This is a genomic window from Mangrovihabitans endophyticus (genome assembly GCF_014646155.1).
GTDB lineage: Bacteria > Actinomycetota > Actinomycetes > Mycobacteriales > Micromonosporaceae > Actinoplanes > Actinoplanes endophyticus.
In genome coordinates, this window is sequence record NZ_BMMX01000053.1 from 1 (window position 1) to 21,013 (window position 21,013).

A 21,013-nucleotide genomic window follows, 5' to 3' on the forward strand; every position below is an offset into this window, starting at 1 on the left:
GACGGGCGGGGCCGGGCCGGGCCGGGACGCGGGCGGGGCGGGGGCGAGCGGCCGGTGGGGGGTGGGGCGCGGGCGGGCGGCGGGGGTGGGGCGGGACGGGGACGGGGACGGGGACGGGGACGGGGACGGGCGTTACGTTCTCGACAGCTCTGCGTCGCGGTGCGGCTGCGCCTGCTCGCCCGGTTCGTCGTCCGGCACCCGGGTCAGTCTGCTCGGCCACCACATTCTGCGACCGATGTCCAGGGTCAGCGACGTCACCAGCACTGACCGCACCACCAGGGTGTCCAGCAACACGCCGAACGCCACCGCGAACCCGATCTCCGCGAACGCCACCAACGGCAGGCTTCCCAGCGCCGCGAACGTGCCCGCCAGCACCACCCCCGCCGAGGTGATCACGCCGCCGGTCGCTGCCAGGCCGGTCAGCGCGCCGCGCCGGGTGCCTCGCTGCTGGGTTTCCTCGCGCACCCGGGTCATCAGGAAGATGTTGTAGTCGATGCCCAGGGCCACCAGGAACACGAAGACGTACAGCGGGAAGGACGTGTCCGCACCGGCGAAGCCGAACACATGCCGGAACATCAGCGCGCTCACGCCCAGCGCGGCCGCGAACGACAGCACCACGGTGGCGATCAGGATCAGCGGCGCCACCACGGCGCGCAACAGCAGGCCCAGGATCACCAGGACGACGAGTAGCACCAGCGGGATGATCAGCCGGTTGTCGTGTTTGTTCGCCGCGTTGATGTCCACGGTCATCGCCGTCATGCCGCCGACCTTGGCGTCGGCGCCCGGCACCGCGTGCACGGCGTCGCGCACCTGGTGCACGGTCCGCTCGGCGGCGTCGCTGTCCGGCGCCGCGTTCAGGGTGCCGTCGAACAGCACAAGATCGCCCTTGACGATGCCGTCGGCCACCTCGGTGATGCCCGGTGTGGCGGCGAACGCCGCGCGTACCCGCGCCGCCCGGTCCGCGTTGGCGATCACCGTGACCGGTTGGCCCTCGCCTGCAGGGAAGTGCCGGGCCAGCGCCTTCTCCCCCGCCGCGGACGGCTGTTCGCTGGTGAAGCTGTCCGCGTTGGACAGGCCGTTGGCGTCCAACTGGAACAGTCCGAGCGACATCACGCCGAGCACCAGCGCGGTGCCGATCCACACGGTCCGCGGGCGGCGGGCGATCCGGCCGCCCAGCCGTGCCCACAGGCCGGTCGCGGTGGGTTCCGGCGTGCCGTACCGGGGACGCACCGGCCAGAACAACCACCGTCCGCAGGCCACCAGCAGGGCGGGCAGCAGGGTGGTCATGGCCAGCAGGCCGACCACGATGCCCAGGGCGGCCACCGGTCCCAGCCCGCTGGTGGAGTTGACCTCGGCCAGCGTCAGCAGGGACATGCCGATCGCCACGGTGGCCGCGCTCGCGATGATCGCCGGTCCGGCACGGTGCAGGGCCAGCGCCATCGCCTCGTGCCGGTCGGTGTGCCGGCGCAGCTCCTCGCGGTACCGCGCGACGAGCAGCAGGGCGTAGTCGGTGCCGGCCCCGAACACCAGGACCGTCAGGATGCCGGCGCTCTGCGCGTTCACCACCAGTCCGGCATGCTTGGCGAGCAGGTAGATCAGCGCCTGCGAGCCGGCCAGGGCGGCGCCGGCCGACAGGATCGGCAGCAGCCACAGCACCGGGCTGCGGTACGTGATCAGCAGGATCACCGTGACGACGGTCAGCGTGGTGTAGAGCAGGGTGCTGTCGATGCCCTCGAACGCCGCGGCAGAGTCCGCCGCACTGCCGGCCGGACCGGTCAGATGCACGGTGAGTCCGCCGCCGCCGTCACCGGTGACCGCCGTGATGTCGTCGACCACCCCGGCGATCTTGTCCCAGCCGTCGGTGTCCAGCTTGATCGGGGCGATCACCTGGAGCGCCTGGCCGTCGCGCGCCGGGACCGGCCCGGCCACCTGGCCGGTCACCCCGTCGACGCCGGCGATGCCGCGGACGTCGCTCGTCGCCTTGGCCCGGTCGGCCGCGGTGATGCCGGACGACCGCTCGTAGACGATCACCGCGGGCACGATGTCGTCCGGCTGGAACCGGCTCTGCAGGTCGGCGACCGCGGTGGCTTCGGCTCCGCCGGGTAGCCAGGCCGAGTTGTCGTTCTTCTCGACGCCGCTGAGTTTGCCGGCCATCGGTCCGGCGACGGCCAGGATCACTGTCCACAGTCCGAGCACGATCCATTTGGACCAGCGCCCGCACACGAGTTTCGCCATGGTTCTCCCCCCAGTGTTATCGGCGCAGCGTATGACCGCCGGACCGGCGGGCAGAAGGTGGCGTGCGGCAACTTCAGGGGTCTATCAGGGCTTTCCCCGACACCGCACCGGCACGCCTTGGATGCTCAGCGTCACAGGCTTGTTACACGAATGACTCTCATCTCTTTCTTCCATTGACAAGGCTCGATTCCGGCGCGGAGGCCACCCCGCCGCGCCGGAGAGGAGAAAAGGTGCGCACCAGAGTCATCCTCAGCGCCGGCGCGCTCGTCGCGTCGGCCGTGCTGGTCCCCGTGGCGGCGACGCCCGCCACGGCAGCGCCGTCCCCCGCGCCGGGCACCCCCGGGTACGCCGTCGAGCACGCCGTGCAAGCGGTACGCGACCACGCCGCGGCGTTCGCCGCCGGCCCGGACGACGGCTTCACCCGCCGCGAGGTGATGCTCGACGCGGACGGCAGCAGCCACGTCCGCCTCGACCGCACGTACCGGGGAATCCCGGTGATCGGCGGTGACACCGTCGCCCACCTGGGCCCGGCCGGGGCCCTGCGGTCGGTCAGCCGTTCGCAACGCGCAGCGCTGCGGCTCGCGGTGACCCCGCGGGTGAGCGGCGCGGCGGCGAAGACGGCCGCGGCCACGGCGATCGGCGGCGCCGCGGTCGGCGCGGCCACTCTGGCCGTGGACACGCTGTCCGGCAGTGCGGTCCTGGTCTGGAAGACCGCCGTGCGGCATGACGGCCTGCAGCATGTGCTGGTCGACGCGACCGACGGCAGCATCGTGGACCACTGGGCCGAAGAGCAGACCGTGGACGGCACCGGGACCGGCTTCAACGTCGGCACGGTGGCCCTGTCCACCACCCGGTCGGGCAGCAGCTACCAGCTCAAGGATCCGCTACGCGGCGACACGTACACCATCGACATGAACAACCGGCGCTTGCTCGGAACGCAGTTCACCGACGCGGACAACGTCTGGGGCGACGGCACGCTGAGCAACGACCAGACCATCGCCGTGGACGCCCAGTACGGCGTGGCGGAGACCTGGGACTACTACCTGGACACGTTCGGGCGGCGGGGCATCGCCGGCGACGGCAGCGGCAGCTACAACCGGGTGCACTACGGCTCCGGGTACAACAACGCCACCTGGTCGGACTCCTGCTTCTGCATGACGTACGGCGACGGCGACGGCCGTACGTTCCATCCGTTCGCCTCGCTGGACGTGGCCGGTCACGAGATGACCCACGGGGTCACCTCGCGCACCGCCGGGCTGGTCTACCGCGGCGAGCCCGGCGGTCTCAACGAGTCGATGAGCGACATCTTCGGCACCATGGTGGAGTTCTTCTCCGACAACGCCGCGGACCCGGGCGACTACCTGATCGGCGAGAAGATCACGGTCAGCGGTGAGCCGCTGCGCTACATGGACGACCCGGCCAAGGACGGCAGTTCGGCGCGCTGCTGGAGCTCCACGGTGGGGCGGCTGGACGTGCACTACTCCTCCGGCGTCGGCAACCACGCGTTCTTCCTGCTGGCCGTGGGCTCCGGGGCGCATTCCGTGAACGGCGTGGCCTACAACAGCCCGAGCTGCGATGGCGGCTCGGTGACCGGGATCGGCAACACGGCCGCGGCGGCGATCTTCTACCGCGCGCTGACCACCTACATGACCTCGGGCACCGACTACGCCCAGGCCCGCGCGGCCACGTTGAGCGCCGCGAGCGACCTGTACGGCACCGGCAGCAGCCAGTACGCGGCCACGGCGGCGGCCTGGTCCGGGGCGGGCGTGAGCTGACCGTGCCGAGATGAGGCCGGTGGGGTGGCGGCGGCGCACACCCCCACCGGCCGGTCACCCGGGTGCCGGTCACCCGCGTGCCGGTCACCCGCGTGCCGGGCAAGCGACCCGGACACACCATCGGCATAATCGAGGCCGTGGCCAATTGGGAGTACGCACGCCTCGAATACCGCGCCGCCGGCACGTTCGGCGCCGACCGTTTCATGGACTGGACCGCGACCTTCCACCATCCGGGCGGCGTGCTGCGCTGGGGCACCGACGAGCGCTACGACGACCTGCGCCACCTCAACCGCGCCGGGGCGGCCGGCTGGCAGGTCTACGACCGGGCGCCGATCCACGTGGTGAACGAGCCACACCGGCTGGCCGCGGTGACCTATTCGATGCGCCGCGTGGTTCCCTGATCCCCGCGATGTATCTCGCACCCCCGCCGGCGCCTCTCCTTCATGGGCGCTGACGAGGGGGACGCGCCCTCCCCGCCCGTCCCGCAACGCGGGGCGGGCGGGCACCCGGCGACGGATGGGACGGCACACCGATCCTGACAGGAGGGCACGCACGGATGCCCCGGGACACCGGAGTTCAGGTGATCGCCTCGAACCGCAAGGCGCGCCACGACTACACGATCCTCAAGACGTACGAGGCCGGCATCGTGCTGGCCGGGACCGAGGTGAAGGCGCTGCGGGCCGGGCACTGCTCGATCGTCGACGCGTTCGCCCAGGAGCACGCCGGCGAGATCATGCTGTACGGCCTGCACATCGCCGAGTACGGCTTCGGAAGCTGGACCAATCATGCGCCCCGCCGCACCCGCAAGCTGCTGCTGCACCGGGTCGAGATCACCCGCATCCTGGACCGGATGCGTCAGCAGAGCGGGATGGCGCTGGTGCCGCTGTCGCTGTATTTCCATGACGGTTGGGCCAAGGTCGAGCTGGCCCTGGCGCGCGGCCGCAAGACGTACGACAAGCGGCAGGCGATCGCCGAGCGGGACGCTCAGCGCGCGATCGCCCGCGCGCTGAGCAACCACCTCAAGGGCCGTCGCGCCTGAGCGCCGCGGCCCCGGCGCGTCACTTCTTGTAGAGGCCGGCCTTCTTGCACGCCTGCAGGTACTTCTGGGTGCAGACCGCCGTGCGGGTGACGAAGCCGTCGGCGATCACGTCGCCGATGTTGGTCTTGTCGATGGCCACCGGCTGCAGCTTGACGAACGGCACGTACGCGCCGGACTCGGGGTCCTTCTGCCGGTCCAGCGGGACGCTGACGTCCTGGCCCTTGAACAGCGAGATGGCCAGCGCCGCCGCGGCCTGCGCCTCCGGCTTGATCGCCTTGTAGACGGTCATGCACTGGTCTCCGGCGAGGATGTTCTGCAGGCCCTCGACGGTGGCGTCCTGCCCGGTCACCGGCACCTTGCCGTTCAGGCTGTGCTTCTTCAGCACGCCGATCACCGCGTTCGCCAGGCCGTCGTTGGCCGCCAGCACCCCGCGGATCTTGGGCTGCTGCTCGATCATCTGGGCGAACAGGGCGGCGCCCGCCTCATTGCCCCAGTCCGGGACGAACTGGTCCGGCCCCTTGGTGTACTGCGCCGAGTCGTACATCGGCTGCAGCACCTCGTCGTACCCGCCCTTGAACAGGGTGGCGTTGTTGTCCGTCGGCGAGCCGTTCAGCTCGGCCACCACCGGGTCGTCGTAGCCCTTGTCGCTCAGGCAGCGCTTGAGCCCCTCGCCCTGCTGCACGCCGACCTCGTGGCCGTCGAAGCTGACGTAGTAGTCGGCGCCGCCGTTGAGCGAGAGCCGGTCGTAGTCGATGGTCTTGACGCCCGCGCCGCGGGCCCAGGACAGCACCGTCCGCGCCGAGTCGGAGTCCAGGTTCACGATGATCAGGACCTTGGCGCCGTCCTGGATCATGGTGCGCGCGATCTCCTGGAACTTGGCCCGGTCACCATCGGCGTTCTGGATGTCCACCGGCACGCCGGCGGCGTCGAACGCCTGCTTGAGGAACTTCGGGTCGTCCTGCGTCCAGCGCTGCGACGAGGTGCTGTCGGGCATGATCACGCCGACCTTCTCGCTCGCCCCGGACCGCGCCCTGGGCGCCCCCGTCGACCCTCCGTCATCACCGTTGTCGGTGCAGGCCGTCACGCCCGTGGTGGCGAGCACTCCGAACGCGACGAGCGCGAGCCATGCCTTACGCATCTCTCCAGGGATCCTCTCGGGGGGCGGTCTGCGGCGAAGTCCGTGCCAAGATACGTCCTGAACCCCGCAGCGTCGCCCATGGATGCACATTTTTTTCGCGTGGTCGACAGCCCGTTTCGCACCGGTTACCGTCAGCCACGAAACGGGGCTCCGTTCGACGCATTTCGATTCAGGCCGGTGGCGGCCAGTGCCCGCGAGCGGTGTACACGTCGCGCAGCGCCGCGAGGCGGTCGGTCATGATGCCGTCCACGCCCAGGTCCAGCAGGCGGTGCATCTCCGCCGGGTCGTTCACCGTCCAGACGTGCACCTGGCGGCGCAGCCGATGGACGTACGCCACAAAGCGCCGATCAACAACGGTCAGCCGACCGTGCCGCACGGGCACCTGCGCGGCCACCGCCGACGGCGGCAGGCGCACCGGAACACGCAGCAGGGAAGCGATCCGCAGCCGGGCCGCCGCCCGCAGGCCGAGCGACGTGGCCACCCCGGGACCGGCCAGCCGGCGCACCCGCGCCAGGCGCTCATCCGAGAACGACGCCAGCAGCACCCGGTCCCCCGCCCCGCAGCGGCGCACCTCATCGACCGTGGGCGCGACCGCGTCGTCCGCCTTCACGTCGATGTTGAACCGGACGCCGGGCCAGGCGTCGAGCACCTCACCCAGGCGCGGCACGGCGCACGCCCCGCCGACCCGCACCGCCGCGAGATCGGCCCAGCGCAGCCGGGCGAGGTGGCCCTCGACGCCGGTCATCCGCAGCAGCGTGGCGTCGTGGAAGACCACCGGCACGCCGTCCGCGGTGGCGTGCACGTCGGTCTCCAGGTAGCGGAAGCCCATCCCGACCGCACGACCAAAAGCGGACACAGTGTTCTCGTCGCCGGCCTCCGCGCCGCCCCGGTGGGCGAACGCGAGGGGCGGGCGCTGCGCGAGCACCGGAAAGGGCTGATCCACCGGCGCCGAGCCTACGCGCCCCGGCGGATGCCGCACCCGACGGTCGGGCCGCCGGGAAGGCCGCCGGGGCGAACCGCCGGGAAGGCCGCCGGAAGTTTCGAGGCCGCGTCATGATGCCGTAACACCGCCCGCACTCCCGACACACCAGTGGAAAGCCGCATCGAACCCGCGAAACGCCACCACAACCCCGACTCTCCGCCGTGCAGCGGCATTGACGTGCCCCGATGGGGGCGCATAGGTTCTCGGCGATGTAACGGAACTTCCGGAGGAGACATCGCCATGAGACCTGGCCGGACCGGTTGGGGCGCGCTCGCCCTCACCGCCTTGACGCTGCCGCTCGCGGCGCCCGCAACGGCCCAACCCGCGGCGGCCCAACCCGCGACGGCCGCCCCGGCGGCGTGGACGGCCGCCCAACCGGCGGCGTGGACGGCCGCCCAACCGGCGGCGTGGACGGGCGCCGGCCGGGATGCCGTGCCGGACACGCTGCGCGCCGCCGCGCGCGGCACCGGCGTGCGCATCGGCACCGCCGTGGACATGGACGCGCTGGCGGAGGATGACGCGTACCGGGGCGAGGTGGCGACGGAGTTCTCCACGGTGACCCCGGAGAACGTGATGAAGTGGCAGCTCGTCGAGCCGCAGCCGGGGGTCTACGACTGGGCCGCCGCGGACCGTCTGGTCGATTTCGCCCGCGCCCACCGGCAGACGGTCCGGGGACACACCCTGGTGTGGCACAACCAGAACCCGGCCTGGCTGACCGAGGACGCCTACACACCGGCACAGCTCCGCGCCCTGCTCAAGAAGCACATCACGGACGAGGTGCGCCACTTCCGCGGACGCATCTGGCACTGGGACGTGGCAAACGAGATCTTCAACGACGACGGGACCTGGCGGGACACCATCTGGCTGCGCAACCTGGGCCCGGGATACGTGGCGGACGCGCTCCGCTGGGCGCACCAGGCGGACCCCCGCGCGAAGCTCTTCCTCAACGACTACAACAACGAGGGCGTCAACGCGAAGAGCGACGCCTACTACGCCCTGATGAGGCAGCTCAAGGCGCAGCACGTGCCGGTGCACGGCTACGGCGTTCAGGGACACCTGGGCGTGCAGTACGGATTCCCCGCCGACGTGCGGGAGAACCTGCGCCGCTTCGAGGCACTCGGCCTGTCCACCGCGGTCACCGAGGTGGATGTGCGGATGCCGCTGCCCGCCGACACGGTCAAGGAGCAGGCGCAGGCTCGCGGCTTCACGGTGCTGCTGCAGGCGTGCCTGCTGTCGCGCCGGTGTGAGTCCTACACGCTGTGGGGCTTCACCGATCGCTACTCGTGGGTGCCGGGCGTGTTCGACGGGCAGGGCTCGGCGACGCCGATGGACGAGGACCTGACGCCCAAGCCGGCCTACGACGCCATCCGCGACACGCTGGAACTGGCCGGCCGCTGACCGGCCGGCGCACGGATCACGCCGGGGGAACGGTGACCGGTTCCGGCTGCTCCGTCGACGCCATCCGCTGCCGTTCGGGAGGGATCGCCTGCGGCACCGCGATGTCGCGGGCGGCCTCGTCCACCACCACCCACACCCGCCGGTCACTCCAGTACGCCGAGTGCCGCCCCATCGCCGGCGGGTTCTGCCCATAGACGTACCACGTGCTGACCGGATCGCTCAGCTTCACGTCGACGCCGTCGCCTGCGTGCACCGGCCCGCCGATGTAGTCGGTGGGGTAGAAGAAGTTGGTCCACCGCCACGTCTTCGCGCGCAGGTCGGCGAGCACGTCCGGGCCGAAGTAGGCGGGGAACGCCCACCCGTACAGCTTGTCCAGCGGGCTGCCGAAGGTGATCAGCCCGACCTGCTCGCCGCCCGGCCGGCTGTCCGGCTGCAGCAGCGCCGCCGCGGCCAGCACGGTGCCCTGACTGTGCGCCGTCACCACCACCGCGCCCTGGTGGTCGTGCGCGTACCACATCCGGCGTTGCAGGTCGGGCACCGCCCGTTCGGTGTATGACGGCGGGGCGAGCGGGTGGTAGGCGCGCGGCCAGAACGTTCCGATGTCCCACAACACCCCCAGGTGGCGACGGCTGTCCAGGCGGCTCCAGCCGTTGCGCATCAGCAGCAGCACCGCGACCGGGAACGCCGCCGCCAGCCACGTGGAGATCGACTGCAACCACCGCCACGGGCGCGGCACGTCGCCGGTGAGGCCCAGATGGATCCAGAAGAAGCAGAGCACCGCCAGGGCGGTGATCGCCATGACGCCGAGCAGCTTGTCCACGTCCCGCGCCATGCCGGACATGGCCCGCGCACGCGCCACCCCGCAGGCCCAGCCGGGCCGGGTCACCGCCCGCCACAGCCGGTCCCACCCGCGGGCCAGCGGCGACGTCCCGCGCAGCGCCCGCAGCCGGTCCTGCTCGTCCATCCCGATCGAACGGTCCCATGCGGAGGGCGCCGCCGGGCCGGGTACCTCGTCGTATTCGGCCGCCACCGCCGCGGCCCGGCGGTGCCGTCCGGCGTGCCACAGCCGCACCGCCTCGACCGCGAAGAACCCGGCGAGGATCACCGTCGGCACCGCGGTCAGCCACGGCGTCACGGCGAACACGGTGTCCGGCACCACGATCGGATTGGGTCGCGGCCCGAATCCCGAACCGGGGTTGGGCACGTTGCCGAGCAGGTCGGCGATGCGCAGCATGGTGCCGATGCCGACGCCGTTGAGCAGCACGAAGGCGAGTGCCATGGCGGAGAACGGGGCCATCAGGAAACCGCCGCGGCGACGGCCGCCGAGCAGCGCGTGCACGGGCAGCACCGCGATCGCGGCGGCCAGGCACAGGCCGTACGTCCAGTTGGCGGCCGTCAGCATGCCCGGCAGCGGGCCCGGCGGGCGGGCCTCCGGGACGGCCGCCTGGGCGGCGGCGTAGCCGATCGCGGCGATCAGCGCCAGCGCCCCGCCGACCAGCGCCGCCGCGATCACCGGGCCGGTCACCCGCGGGACGGCGACCGCGCCCGCGGCCACGGCCAGTGCCAGCACCGCGAGCACGGCCGCGGCCGTCCCGACGGCCGTGGCGTGCGGCTCGTGGCCGGGACGGGAAATCAGACCGTGCACCGTGTACTGCAGGAGCCAGGCCAGGAAGGCCAGCGCCGCCCCGAGGTGGATCAGCGCCATGTCGCCGACGCTGCGGCCGCCGTTCCAGAAGTCCCGGTCCGCCAGCCCGGCGCCGGACCGGGCCGGGGTGCTGCGGTACGCCCGGTCGCGCAGGGTGTCGTCCCGGCGGCGCGGCGGCGCGGCCCGCTCGTAGCGGATCAGCGACCGCCCGGCCAGCACCGCGAGCACGACGATGAGTAGCAACGGCAGCACCGCGCCGATGAGCACCCGCTGGGCCGGGTGCTCGGCCAGGCTGCCGAACCGCAGCCACCGCAGCCACCAGTGGTCCACACAGTCCGGTTGTGCCCCGCACTGGAACGCGCCGATGTCCATGGTGGTCATCGCCACCAGCAGCAGCGTGTTGAGCGTCATGCCGAGCGACGCCCAGCGCACCACCGCCCGGTGGATCGCGAACCGGACGCGGGAGGCGTGCACCCGCGGCGCGCAGGTCCAGCCGGCCACGTTGGCCAGCGCGAACGGGAACAGCAGCAACCACAGCACCCGGCTCGCGCTGCGCGAGGTGAGGCCGCCCCACGAGTACGCCTCGATGTGCCGGCCGTTGCGGTCGGCGGTGCGGAAGAAGCCGGCGATGCGGTCGCCCCAGGACAGTTGCGGCGCGTCGTCGGCGAGCAGGTTCTCCGGGGTGGTGCCGCCGACACCGTGCAGGCGCAACTCAGTCACGCCGCGCACGTCCACCGGCGGCGGGATCAGTCCGGGCGGGCGGTCCACCGTCCGGTCCTCGTACCTCTGCAACGGCATGGACGCAAGGTACTCCCCCGCGTCACCGTCCACTGTTGCGTGGGGGTGCGCTGCGCCGGCCGGCGGTGCCTCGGCGGCCGGCGCAGCACGCCCCGGTAAGGGCACAGTCCGGGACCCCACTCCCGTACCGTGCCGGTCTCAGGTGCCGGTCTCCGGCACCGGTCTCAGGTGGTGCTGCAGGTCAGGTTCTGCACCGTGGTGGGTGCGGTGCCGGACCCGAGGAACCCGAAGGTGGTGTGATCCCCCGCGGCGACAGTGCCGTTCCAGCTCTCGTTGCTCACCGTCACCAGGGAGCCGCTGCTGGTGGCCTTGCCGCTCCACAACTGGGTGACCCGCTGGCTGCCGGGGAACGTCCAGGACACCGTCCAGTTGCTGATCGCCCGGTCGCCGGCGTGCACCATCACCTCACCCTGGAAGCCACCGTCCCAGCCGCCGGTGATCGCGTACATGGCGGTGCATCCGCCCTGCGCGGGCGGAGTGGTGGGGCTCGTTGTGGGTGGGGTGGTGGGCGGTGTGGTCGGGGTCGTGGTGGGCGGGGTCGTCGGTGGCGTCGTCCCGCCGCCGCCCACACCGGTCACTTCGCCGTGGCCCCCGTCGAACACCACGTCGGAACAGCCGTAGAAGGTCTCCTGGCTGTCCGAGCGCGCCCACACCGAGTAGATCAGGTGCCGGCCGGACTTGCCCGAGGGCAGCGTCCCGTTCCACGAGTACCGGCCGTCCTCGGTGCCCGGGCCGCCCACCGCGGTCGGGTTGGTCACCTGGGAGAACGGCGTGGACTCCAGGTCGCTCCAGGCCAGCGGGCGGGTCGGGCTCCAGGAGTCCTTGGTGATGTAGAGCGAGAACGTGCCGGGGTGTTTGGCCCAGTCGTTGTAGTCGAAGCGCATGGTCGCGCCGGAGGTCAGGTGGGTCACCGGCCAGTCGTTGCGGGCCAGGTTGAAGCCGGTGAAGTCGTACGGGCCGCCGGTGCCGCCGCTGCAGAGCTGCCCGTCCGGGATGAAGCCGGCCATCCGCCCGGCGCCGTCGGAACGCAGCACGGAGAACCAGTTGTACAGCGCGGTGGTGCCGCTCTGCGCCACCGCCGCCGCGCAGGCCGGGTTGTTCGGCTGGATCGCGCCGGTGGACGTCAGACCGTCCTTCCAGCACAGGTAGGTGCGGCTGCCGGGCATCATCATGGCGCCGTGCGCGGCGGCCGGCGATTGCGCGACCACCACACCGATGCCGGTGGCCAGGAGCGTGGCCACCGCGTACATCAGACTTTTCCTTCTTCGCATCGCTTCTCCGTTCGGCCCCCTGGGGACGGGGTTGTGGGGACGGGGTTGTCCAGATCTCGGTCGGTGGGCGGGGGCCGGCCCGGCTCGTGGGAAAACCGGACCGGCCCCGGTACGGGGGCTGGGTCAGCCTGGGGGGCTGGATCAGCCGTTGGGGAACAACCGGGCGAAGTCGGCGTAGCCGGTGGCCACGTCCACCTGCGCCCAGAAGCGGTGGTAATTGAAGGTCGGCGCCGGGCCGCCGTCCAGGTACGCCTGGACCTTCGGCCAGTCCGGGTCGTCCTTGTAGAAGGAGCGGATGTCCACGAAGGACACGCCCGGCTCGATCACGTCGCCGTTGGGCATGGTGCCGCGCCAGCCCGGCGGGATGTAGATGCCCTGGCCCGTCGACGGGTCGTAGACGTCGTCCATCCGGTTGTAGTCGGCGCGCGTCTCGGTCACCGACACGCCCTTGTCGTCGCGGTACGCCCAGATCGCGTCGAGCAGACCCTTGGCCGCCGTCTTGGCCGCGGTGTTGCCGGACTTGGCCGCGTAGTAGGTCAGCAACTTGGCGAACGAGCCGGCCACGCCGAGGTCCTGGCCGTGGCTGGTGACGCTCACGTGCAGACCGGTGTTGGCCGCCGGGCTGGACGGGTTCCAGGTGGCCGGCGCCCCGGTCCAGGACAGGTCGGACGGGATGGAGAAGCTGGTCGCCCCGATGGTGGAGTTCGCCAGCGCCCACGGCACCCACTTGTCCAGCACCGCCTTGGCGGTGGCGTTGCCGGTCAGGTAGTAGTACTCGGCGAGCCGTTCCAGCGACCAGGTCTGCATGCCGAACCACCGGTTGGACGGCGGGTCGTGGTAGACCGGCGCCTCGACGTAGGCGAGGTCGTAGAACGTGGGCGTGCCGGCCGGCGGCGTCTCGTAGTCACCGTTCCAGCTATTGGTCGCGCCTCCGGCGATGGCGCCCTCGGACGACTGCAGCCACCGGTAGAACTCGAGCTGGCGGGTCAGGCTGGCCTGCCAGTCGGCCTTGGCGGTGGGCGAGCGCGGGGTCAGCGCGCTCACGGTGGATAGCACGTACGCGGCCATCGGGTTCTGATATCCGAAGTGGCTGGTGCTGGACCCGATCCGCCACGCCCAGCCGGCGCTGGTGTCGTACGCGCCACCCCACGCGTAGTACCACGACATCAGCTCGTTGGAGCTGTTCTTGCCGCTGCCCGGCGTGCACGAGGTGGAGTGGCATCCGGGCGTCTTGAAGTACTTGTCGTAGAACGAGTACCGCAGGTAGTCGCCCATCTTGGCGGCGTTGGCCACCGAGGCGGACACCGCGGAGGCGTTGCCCTGCTCGGTCGCCCAGGTGAGGGCCCAGTAGGCCGCCTGCACCGCGCGGGCGTCGGCGTCCGGCGCGTCGGTGTACTTCCACTGCCGCGCGTACGACTGGTCCCCGGTGAACAGATCCAGGTAGCCGTTCGGGCCACCGAACGCGAAGGTGTCGCAGGACGGCTGCGGCACGGTCTCGAAGGTGGACTCCTGCGGGCCCCGCTGGAAGGTGTTGATGTACGCCACCCGGGTGGTGCCGTCACCGCAGTGCCCGAAGCCGTACGTGTTGTCCACGTCCAGCAGCCAGTGCATGCCGTAGATGTCCGGGGTGCCGTACGTGCTGCGCAGCTCGCCGGCGAGCGGGTCGCTGCCCACCGCCACGCTGTTGTCCAGTTGCGACGGGTACTGCGAGGGCAGCGGGTGCTCGGCCGCGTAGGTGGCCGGCGAGCCGGCGTTGTAGTTGGCGTTGGTGGGCTGGTCGGCGTGCGACGGGATGATGTACTTCTCCATCGTCTGCCAGGCCGCGTTGAACGGCGCCCAGTCCTCGGTCATCCGGCCGTGCTCGGCCTCCAGCCAGAGCCAGTAGCTGAACGCCTCGGACGTGGTCTCGTGCCCGTGGTCCGGCGCCTCGTCGATGAGCGTCTCGATGGAGTGGTAGGGCACGCCCTCCGGGCTGAAGTAGCCGTTGGACGGGTCCTTGATGTCGTTGTACAGCTCGGTGAACCGGGCGTCGGCCTCGCTGGTGCCGCCGGAGATCCGCGCGGTGACCGTGGCCGGGTCGTAGCCGGTGGCGCTGGCGGTCAGCGTCGCCGTGGCGCCGGCCTCCGCCGCACCGGTGGCGGACACCGTCACCGTCTGCGCGGTGTTCCAGTTTCCGGTGCTGAACGTCAGCGTGCCGGGCGATGCCGAGACGGCCGACGATCCGGCGCTGCGCGCGATGCTCACCGACGTGGACGCGCTGGGCGCCTTGGACAGCGACACACCGACGGTGGCGGTGCCGCCGGGGCTCAGCGTCACGGTCGACGGGTTGACCACGATCGCCGGGGCGGTGCTCGCGTCGACGAACACCGGCACGTCGGCGGTCGGGCTCTTCACCCCGTCCGAGTCGTACGCGATGGCCTGCAGGTGGTACGCCGCCGACTGGGACGGCACGCCGGTCCACGTGTACGCGTACGGCGCGCTGGTGTCGGAGGTGAGCAGGATGCCGTCGTGGTAGAACTCGACCTTGCTGATCGTCCGGCCGTTCGCCGCCTGGGCGGTGGCGGTGATCGGGATGGAGGCCGGGGCGGCGTACCGGGTGTTCGCGGCCGGCGCGGTGATGTCGACGGTGGGCGCCTGCGCGGTCTCGTTGCAGGCGGTGCCGTTGAGGGTGAACGCGGTCGGCACCGGGTTCGCGGAGCCGAACGAGCCGTTGAACCCGGTGTTGGCCGTGGCGTTGGTGCCCAGGCTGCCGTTCCAGGACGCGCTGGTCACGGTCACGTGCTGGCCGCTCTGGGCGTAGGTGCCGTTCCAGCCCTGGGTCACCCGCTGGGCGCCGTCCGGGAAGTCGTATTCCAGCCGCCAGCTACTCACCGGGTCGCCGGTGTTGGTGATGGTGATGTCACCGGTGAAGCCGCCGGGCCACTGGCTGGCGACGCGGTAGACGACGGTGCAGCCGGCGGCGGCGTGGGCGGGAGCGGCGGCGCTGAGGACGAGCCCGGCGCCGAGGACGGCGGCGCCGGACGCGGCGACAGCTCTTCGCAATCGTGCTCTCACTTGCGATCCTTCCTGGGGGCAGTGGGGGCGGGCGGTGCGCTGGTAGTGGTTACGGGCTGGTGGTGCAGGTGATCGGCGCCGGGACGGGGTTGCTTGCGGTGGTGGTGCCCAGGAAGCCGAACGTGGTGGACGCGTTCGGGGCCAGGGCGCCGTTCCACGCGGCGTTGCGGGCGGTGACCGCGGCACCGGACTGGGTGACGTCGGCGGACCAGCTCTGCGAGACGGCCTGCCCGGCGGTGAACGACCAGCCCACCGTCCAGCCGCCGGCCGCGCTGCTCGCGGTGTTGCGCACGGTCACCTCGGCCTGGAACCCGCCGGTCCACGATCCGGTCACCCGGTAGGTCGCGGAGCATCCGGCGCCGGCCGGGCCGCTCGGTGACGGATCCGAGGTGGGCGGCGAGGTCGGCGGGGTGCTGGGGATGGGCGAGCTGGGAGTGGGCGAGCTGGGAGTGGGCGAGCTGGGTGACGGGGTCGGCGACGACGGTCCGCCCTGCCGGTCGGCGTAGAGGATGCCGCGGCCGTTGGTGCCCAGATAGACGCGCCCGTAGACCCGCGGGTCGCCGGCCAGCGCGTCGCCCATGTTGCCGTACTGGTGCGCGTCGTCGTTGATGCGCACCCAGGCGAAGCCGGTGTTGTCCGAGCGGTAGACGCCGTCGGTCCCGTCGACCGAGCCGACCAGGAACACCGCCGGGTAGGTCGCGCCCGGCGCGGCCTTGCCGAACGCGACGTTCACGCCGTCGTCCACGCCGGCCATCCGGCTGAAGGTCCGGCCCGCGTCGGTGGAGCGCAGCAGGCCGGTGCCGCCCGCCAGCCACACGTCGCCGCGGTGTCCGGGCACCGCCGCGACGTTCACCCGCCCGTCGGCCGGCATGGCGGCGGACGATGCGGTGAAGGTCGCGCCGCCGTCGGTGCTGGTGTAGAACGTGCCCGCGGCGTACCCGTAGAAGGTCGTCGGATCCACCCGGTCGGCCTGCACCGTCGCGCCCGCCGGCAGGCCCGCCGCGGCGGTCCACGAGGAGCCGCGGGTGGTCGAGTAGTACACGCCCGTACCGGCCGGGGCCCAGACCACCGCGCCGGCGTCCGCGCCGACGGCCACCGTGCCGCCGCCGGTGACGCCGCTCGGTTCCTGCCCGGCGTACCACGTCCGGCCGCCGTCGGAGGAGACGCCGATGTGCGGCGCCGCGTCGGCGTTGCCCACCCGGACGAAGAAGGACGGGTTCGCCTCCGCGAAGTCCAGGCTGGTGTTGCTGCCCAGACTGGGGGTGTCGTGGAAGTTCGGCGGCACGGCGTCCAGGTCGGCGTGGTAGAAACCGCCGATGTCACCCAGCGCGCTGACCAGCGGCGCCCCGGAGGGCGGGCTGGCCAGGTCGAGGACGGCGGTCTCCTCCAGGCCGGTGGCCATCGGGCGGATGGTGACGGTGCCGCCGGAGTCCCAGGCGGTGAGGTTGGTGGTGCCGTAGACAGTGGCGCCGGTGCCGTACAGCATCCGGTCGGAGTCGAACGGGTCGATCTCCAGCGACTCGTTCATCCAGCCCAGCTTGGGCGAGGACTCCGGCGGTTGCGGGTTGTTGTTGAAGTCCAGCCACGGGTCCGCGGTGATGTCCATGGTGTACCGCTTGGTGACGCTCGGATAGCCGGCGAAGTCCCAGATCCGGGACCAGGTGGCTCCGCTGTCGGTGCTGCGGAAGAAGATCGCGTCCGGCCACCAGGAGATCTGCGTGGCCACGATCAGCGTGCCCGGGTGCTGCCGGTCCAGGGTCAGGCCGGAATAGCCGTAGTACGCGTCGGCGGCCGGGGTCGGCGACACGTCGGTCCACGCGCCGGTCTGCGTGTTCAGCCGCCAGACGCCACCTTCGGCCCCGTCGTACGGGCCACCGGTGTCGCTGGTGGCGATGTACAGGTAGTGGTTCGTGCTGTCCAGCACGCCCTTGTGCGCGAGGTACCCGGTCGGCTGGCCGGGGATCCGCGCCCAGGTGGCCCCGCCGTCGGTGGAGCGGTAGACCGGGTTCTGCTTGTCCGCCACGCCGACGTAGATGTCGGGCCGTGTCTCGTCGAACGTGACCCAGGTCAGGCCCTGGTTCTGGGTGAGATAGTCGTTGGTGTCCGACGGATCCTGAACATAGTTGCCGGCGTTCGGGAAGTTGCCGACCTTCGCCCAGGTCACCCCGTAATCGGTGCTGCGCCACAGGCCGTTGCCACCCTCGGCGGCGAAGTAGACGGTGCGGTTGTCGCGCGGGTCCACGGCGAGGCGCTCGCCCATGCCGCGGCCGGGCATGTTGCCGCCGTTCTTGAACGGCAGGCGGGTGATCTGCCAGGTGTCGCCGCGATCGGTGGAGCGCAGGATGGCGCCGTTGTTCGGGTCCCAGCCGTTGGTGTACATGCCGACAGCGGCGTAGACCCGGTCCGGATCGACCGGATCGGTGGCGATGCTCAGCACGCCGTTGTAGCCCCAGTCGTCCTGGCCCACCCAGTCCAGCAGCGGGATCCAGTTCTGCCCGGCCTGGTTCCAGCGGTACGCGCCGCCGATGTCGGTCCGGGCATATATCAGGTTCGGCTCGGTGCGGTTGAAGACGACGCTGGGGACGAAGCCGCCGCCGTCGATGCGGACGTTCTGCCACGCGTACGGCTCGGCCGCCGCGGCGGAGGCCGACGGGGAGAGACCGGCCGCCACGGGCGCGACGAGGGCCGTGACGGCCGCCGCGACCAGGCACGCGAGTCTGATGCGGTGCACGGAGGTAACTCCTCTCATGGGAGCGCTCCCATGAGATTGAGCCTCACCGATGCCCTAAGTCAAGGCTTTTCGTAACAGAAGGTTTCTTGCTTGTTGACAGGCTCGAACCCAGCAAGCAACATATCGGCAATCGTCCATAGTGGGAGCGCTCCCAGCTCACGTCTCCACCGCCCGGCGCACCCGCGCGTCGACCCCTTCGAACGGAGCGACCATTGCGTACCAGAAATCGATGGTGGGCCGGCTTCGCCGCCCTGCTCACCGCCGCCGGCGCGGCCCTCGCGCTGGCCCCCGCCGCGCACGCCGCCGCCGGCTTCACGGTCAGCGGCAGTCAGATCGTGGACGCCAACGGCAACCCCTTCGTCATGCGCGGCGTCAACCACGCGCACACCTGGTACACCAGCCAGTTGACGTCCTCGCTGGCCGGTATCAAGGCGCACGGCGCCAACACCGCACGCATCGTGCTCAGCAGCGGCGACCGGTGGACGCGCAACGACGCCGCCGACGTCACCAACGTGATCAACCAGTGCAAGGCGAACCGGCTGATCTGCGTGCTGGAGGTGCACGACACCACCGGGTACGGCGAGGACAGCGCCGCCACCACGCTGGCTCGTGCGGTCGACTACTGGATCAGCATCAAGAGCGCGCTGGCCGGCCAGGAACGGTACGTCATCCTGAACATCGGCAACGAGCCGTACGGCAACACCAACGCCTCGGCCTGGGTCGCCGACACCAAGAACGCCATCACCCGGCTGCGCGCCGCCGGATTCGAACACTCGATCATGGTGGACGCGCCGAACTGGGGCCAGGACTGGCAGTTCGTCATGCGCGACAACGCCGCCTCGGTGTTCGCCACCGACCCGCAGCGCAACACCATCTTCTCCATCCACATGTACGGCGTGTTCGACACCGCCGCGGAGATCACCGACTACCTGGGCCGGTTCCAGAGCGCCGGGCTGCCCATCGTGGTGGGCGAGTTCGGCAACATGCACTCCGACGGCGACCCGGACGAGGACACCATCATGGCCACCGCCCAGGCGCGCGGCATCGGCTACCTCGGCTGGTCGTGGAGCGGCAACGGGGGCGGCGTCGAATACCTCGACCTGGTCACCAACTTCAACCCGAACGCGCTGACCGCCTGGGGCGAGCGGCTGTTCAACGGGGCGAACGGCATCCGCGCGACGGCACGGGAGGCGTCCGTCTTCGGCGGCTCGACCACGCCACCGACAACTCCGCCCACCACACCCCCGACCACCCCGCCCACGACTCCGCCCACCACACCCCCGACCACCCCGCCGGCGGGTGGGGCATGCACCGCGGCGTACGCGGTGGCGGGAAGCTGGAGCGGCGGATTCCAGGGCACCGTCACGGTGACGGCGGGTGCGCGCGCGATCAGCGGCTGGACCGTGACGTGGACGTGGAGCAACGGGCAGACCATCAGCAACGCGTGGAACGCGACGGTGAGCAGCTCGGGCGCCACGGTGACGGCCCGCAACATGTCGTACAACGGCTCCCTGACCGCGGGCGGTTCCACCCAATGGGGCTTCCTGGCGTCCTGGAACCAGACGAACGAGATCCCCACCGTGACCTGTTCCGCCACCTGACCCCACCCCCACTCCCCACCGACCCCCGCCCCGCGCCCCGCGCCGCCGCCCGAGCCCACGCCCGAGCCCACGCCCGAGCCCACGCCCGAGCCCACGCCCGACGCCCGACGCCCGACGCCCGAGCCCACGCCCGACGCCCGACGCCCGACGCCCGACGCCCGACGCCCGACGCCCGACGCCCGACGCCCGCCGATCTTGGAGTTTCCTGGCCCGATTTGACACGCCATAACCGACTTGTCCGACCCGAAAGTCCAAGATCGACGGCACTCACACGTCGATCTTGGACTTCACGGTCGGACAAGTCGGGTTTTATCCCTCCGGAACGGGCACGCATAGTCCTTGATCGGCACGCGCGACGGCCGACGCGGCGCGGCTCAGGCCAGGGGGGACGAGGGCACGTGCGCGGGACGGGGCGGCGGCGCGGGGCGCGGGGCGGTGGTCGAACGCGGACTGCGGCACGCGGCTTACCCCGCGCCGGGGAGGCGCTCCTCAGCGGCGCTCTACGTCCCCTGGCGTGCAGTGCCCGGGCCCGCCTGTTCCGCGATCTCCCGGGCACGGTCGCGAGCCGCCTCCAGCGCCGAGAGCAGTGCCGCGCGGACGCCGTGGTTCTCCAACTCGCGTACTGCCGAAATCGTGGTGCCCGCCGGCGAGGTGACCGCCTCGCGCAGCTTCACCGGGTGCTCCCCGGAATCGCGCAACATCACCGCGGACCCGATCGCCGTCTGCACGATCAACTGATGCGCCACCTGACGGGGCAGCCCCAGCAGGATGCCCGCGTCGATCATCGCCTCGACGAGCAGATAGAAGTACGCCGGTCCGGAGCCGGACAGGGCGGTCACCGCGTCCTGTTGGGACTCTGGCACGCGTACCGTCGCGCCCAGCGGCTTGAACATCTCCTCCGCCACCGCCAGGTGTTCCCCGGTGGCGTGCGGGCCCGCGGAGATCGCCGTCATCGCCTGGTCGACCAGGGCGGGCGTGTTGGTCATCACCCGGATCACCGGGGCGCCCTCGGGCAGCCGCGCGGCGAAGAAGCTGGTCGGCAGCCCGGCGCAGAGCGACACGATCAGCTTCGTGGCCGGCACCTTCGCACCGATCTCGTCGAGCAGGGCGGTGGCGTCCTGCGGTTTGACCGCCACCGCCAGCACGTCGGCTTCGGTCACCGCGGTCAGGTTGTCGACCGCGCGTACGCCGTACCGCTCGGTCAGTTCCCGTCCGCGCTCGGCACGACGGGCGGTGACCAGCAGCTCCGACGCCGACCATCCGGCCCGGAGCAGTCCGGACAGAACGAGCTCGCCGATCTTGCCGGCGCCGATCACCGCTACCGTCATGCTTTCCTCCTGCTCGTC

13 protein-coding genes are annotated in these 21,013 nt (G+C 71.5%); 5 read left to right on the plus strand and 8 right to left on the minus strand.

Translation table 11 applies throughout. The features are described from left to right. Nucleotides 1-132 precede the first annotated feature (132 nt). The gene (locus IEY73_RS29510; protein ID WP_189082625.1) at nucleotides 133-2,235 is read right to left on the minus strand and encodes an MMPL family transporter; all 2,103 of its coding nucleotides are present in this window, start codon (nucleotides 2,233-2,235) and stop codon (nucleotides 133-135) included. Between the two features lie 230 nt (nucleotides 2,236-2,465). Here IEY73_RS29510 and IEY73_RS29515 point away from each other — a divergent pair, with 230 nt between their 5' ends. The 3 genes from IEY73_RS29515 (at nucleotide 2,466) to smpB (ending at nucleotide 5,049) form a co-directional block, all read left to right on the plus strand. After that, the gene (locus IEY73_RS29515) at nucleotides 2,466-4,010 is read left to right on the plus strand and encodes a M4 family metallopeptidase (protein WP_189082626.1); all 1,545 of its coding nucleotides are present in this window, start codon (nucleotides 2,466-2,468) and stop codon (nucleotides 4,008-4,010) included. Between the two features lie 137 nt (nucleotides 4,011-4,147). Continuing rightward, nucleotides 4,148-4,411, plus strand: a complete 264-nt coding sequence (locus tag IEY73_RS29520) for a hypothetical protein (RefSeq protein WP_189082627.1) — start codon at nucleotides 4,148-4,150, stop codon at nucleotides 4,409-4,411. A gap of 155 nt (nucleotides 4,412-4,566) precedes the next feature. Beyond that, nucleotides 4,567-5,049 (plus strand): SsrA-binding protein SmpB, encoded by a 483-nt coding sequence (gene smpB, locus IEY73_RS29525; RefSeq protein ID WP_189082628.1) that lies wholly within the window; start codon nucleotides 4,567-4,569, stop codon nucleotides 5,047-5,049. A gap of 19 nt (nucleotides 5,050-5,068) precedes the next feature. Here the strand turns inward: smpB and IEY73_RS29530 are convergent, their stop codons facing one another. Then, nucleotides 5,069-6,187, minus strand: a complete 1,119-nt coding sequence (locus IEY73_RS29530; protein WP_189082629.1) for a sugar ABC transporter substrate-binding protein — start codon at nucleotides 6,185-6,187, stop codon at nucleotides 5,069-5,071. A 169-nt stretch (nucleotides 6,188-6,356) separates the two neighbouring features. Next, nucleotides 6,357-7,130, minus strand: coding sequence for a glycerophosphodiester phosphodiesterase family protein (locus tag IEY73_RS29535; RefSeq protein WP_189082630.1), 774 nt, complete (start codon nucleotides 7,128-7,130; stop codon nucleotides 6,357-6,359). A 279-nt stretch (nucleotides 7,131-7,409) separates the two neighbouring features. Between IEY73_RS29535 and IEY73_RS29540 the strand changes: the two genes are divergently transcribed. Next, nucleotides 7,410-8,567 (plus strand): endo-1,4-beta-xylanase, encoded by a 1,158-nt coding sequence (locus tag IEY73_RS29540; RefSeq protein WP_189082631.1) that lies wholly within the window; start codon nucleotides 7,410-7,412, stop codon nucleotides 8,565-8,567. Between the two features lie 16 nt (nucleotides 8,568-8,583). Here the strand turns inward: IEY73_RS29540 and IEY73_RS29545 are convergent, their stop codons facing one another. The 4 genes from IEY73_RS29545 to IEY73_RS29560 form a co-directional block, all read right to left on the minus strand. Further along, nucleotides 8,584-11,010, minus strand: a complete 2,427-nt coding sequence (locus IEY73_RS29545) for a hypothetical protein (protein WP_189082632.1) — start codon at nucleotides 11,008-11,010, stop codon at nucleotides 8,584-8,586. Between the two features lie 164 nt (nucleotides 11,011-11,174). Further along, nucleotides 11,175-12,281 (minus strand): lytic polysaccharide monooxygenase, encoded by a 1,107-nt coding sequence (locus IEY73_RS29550; protein ID WP_189082633.1) that lies wholly within the window; start codon nucleotides 12,279-12,281, stop codon nucleotides 11,175-11,177. Nucleotides 12,282-12,422: 141 nt separating this feature from the next. Beyond that, a complete protein-coding gene (locus IEY73_RS29555) occupies nucleotides 12,423-15,335 on the minus strand; it encodes a glycoside hydrolase family 48 protein (protein ID WP_189082634.1) in 2,913 nt (970 codons plus the stop codon). Nucleotides 15,336-15,384: 49 nt separating this feature from the next. Continuing rightward, nucleotides 15,385-18,066 carry a cellulose binding domain-containing protein gene (locus IEY73_RS29560; RefSeq protein ID WP_306661559.1) on the minus strand — a complete coding sequence of 894 codons (2,682 nt, stop codon included), beginning with the start codon at nucleotides 18,064-18,066 and terminating at the stop codon, nucleotides 15,385-15,387. A 212-nt stretch (nucleotides 18,067-18,278) separates the two neighbouring features. Here IEY73_RS29560 and IEY73_RS29565 point away from each other — a divergent pair, with 212 nt between their 5' ends. After that, nucleotides 18,279-19,667, plus strand: coding sequence for a cellulase family glycosylhydrolase (locus IEY73_RS29565; RefSeq protein WP_189082636.1), 1,389 nt, complete (start codon nucleotides 18,279-18,281; stop codon nucleotides 19,665-19,667). 500 nt (nucleotides 19,668-20,167) lie between these two features. Here the strand turns inward: IEY73_RS29565 and proC are convergent, their stop codons facing one another. Beyond that, complete coding sequence (proC, locus tag IEY73_RS29570) at nucleotides 20,168-20,995, minus strand: pyrroline-5-carboxylate reductase (RefSeq protein WP_189082637.1); 828 nt, start codon at nucleotides 20,993-20,995, stop codon at nucleotides 20,168-20,170. Nucleotides 20,996-21,013: the final 18 nt, after the last annotated feature.

Coding starts and splice junctions, on each gene's coding strand:
- IEY73_RS29510 (WP_189082625.1), bottom strand. CDS start 2,235: ATGGCGAAACTCGTGTGCGGGCGCTGGTCCAAATGGATCGTGCTCGGA.
- IEY73_RS29550 (WP_189082633.1), bottom strand. CDS start 12,281: ATGCGAAGAAGGAAAAGTCTGATGTACGCGGTGGCCACGCTCCTGGCC.
- proC (WP_189082637.1), bottom strand. CDS start 20,995: ATGACGGTAGCGGTGATCGGCGCCGGCAAGATCGGCGAGCTCGTTCTG.
- IEY73_RS29540 (WP_189082631.1), top strand. CDS start 7,410: ATGAGACCTGGCCGGACCGGTTGGGGCGCGCTCGCCCTCACCGCCTTG.
- IEY73_RS29530 (WP_189082629.1), bottom strand. CDS start 6,187: ATGCGTAAGGCATGGCTCGCGCTCGTCGCGTTCGGAGTGCTCGCCACC.
- smpB (WP_189082628.1), top strand. CDS start 4,567: ATGCCCCGGGACACCGGAGTTCAGGTGATCGCCTCGAACCGCAAGGCG.
- IEY73_RS29545 (WP_189082632.1), bottom strand. CDS start 11,010: ATGCCGTTGCAGAGGTACGAGGACCGGACGGTGGACCGCCCGCCCGGA.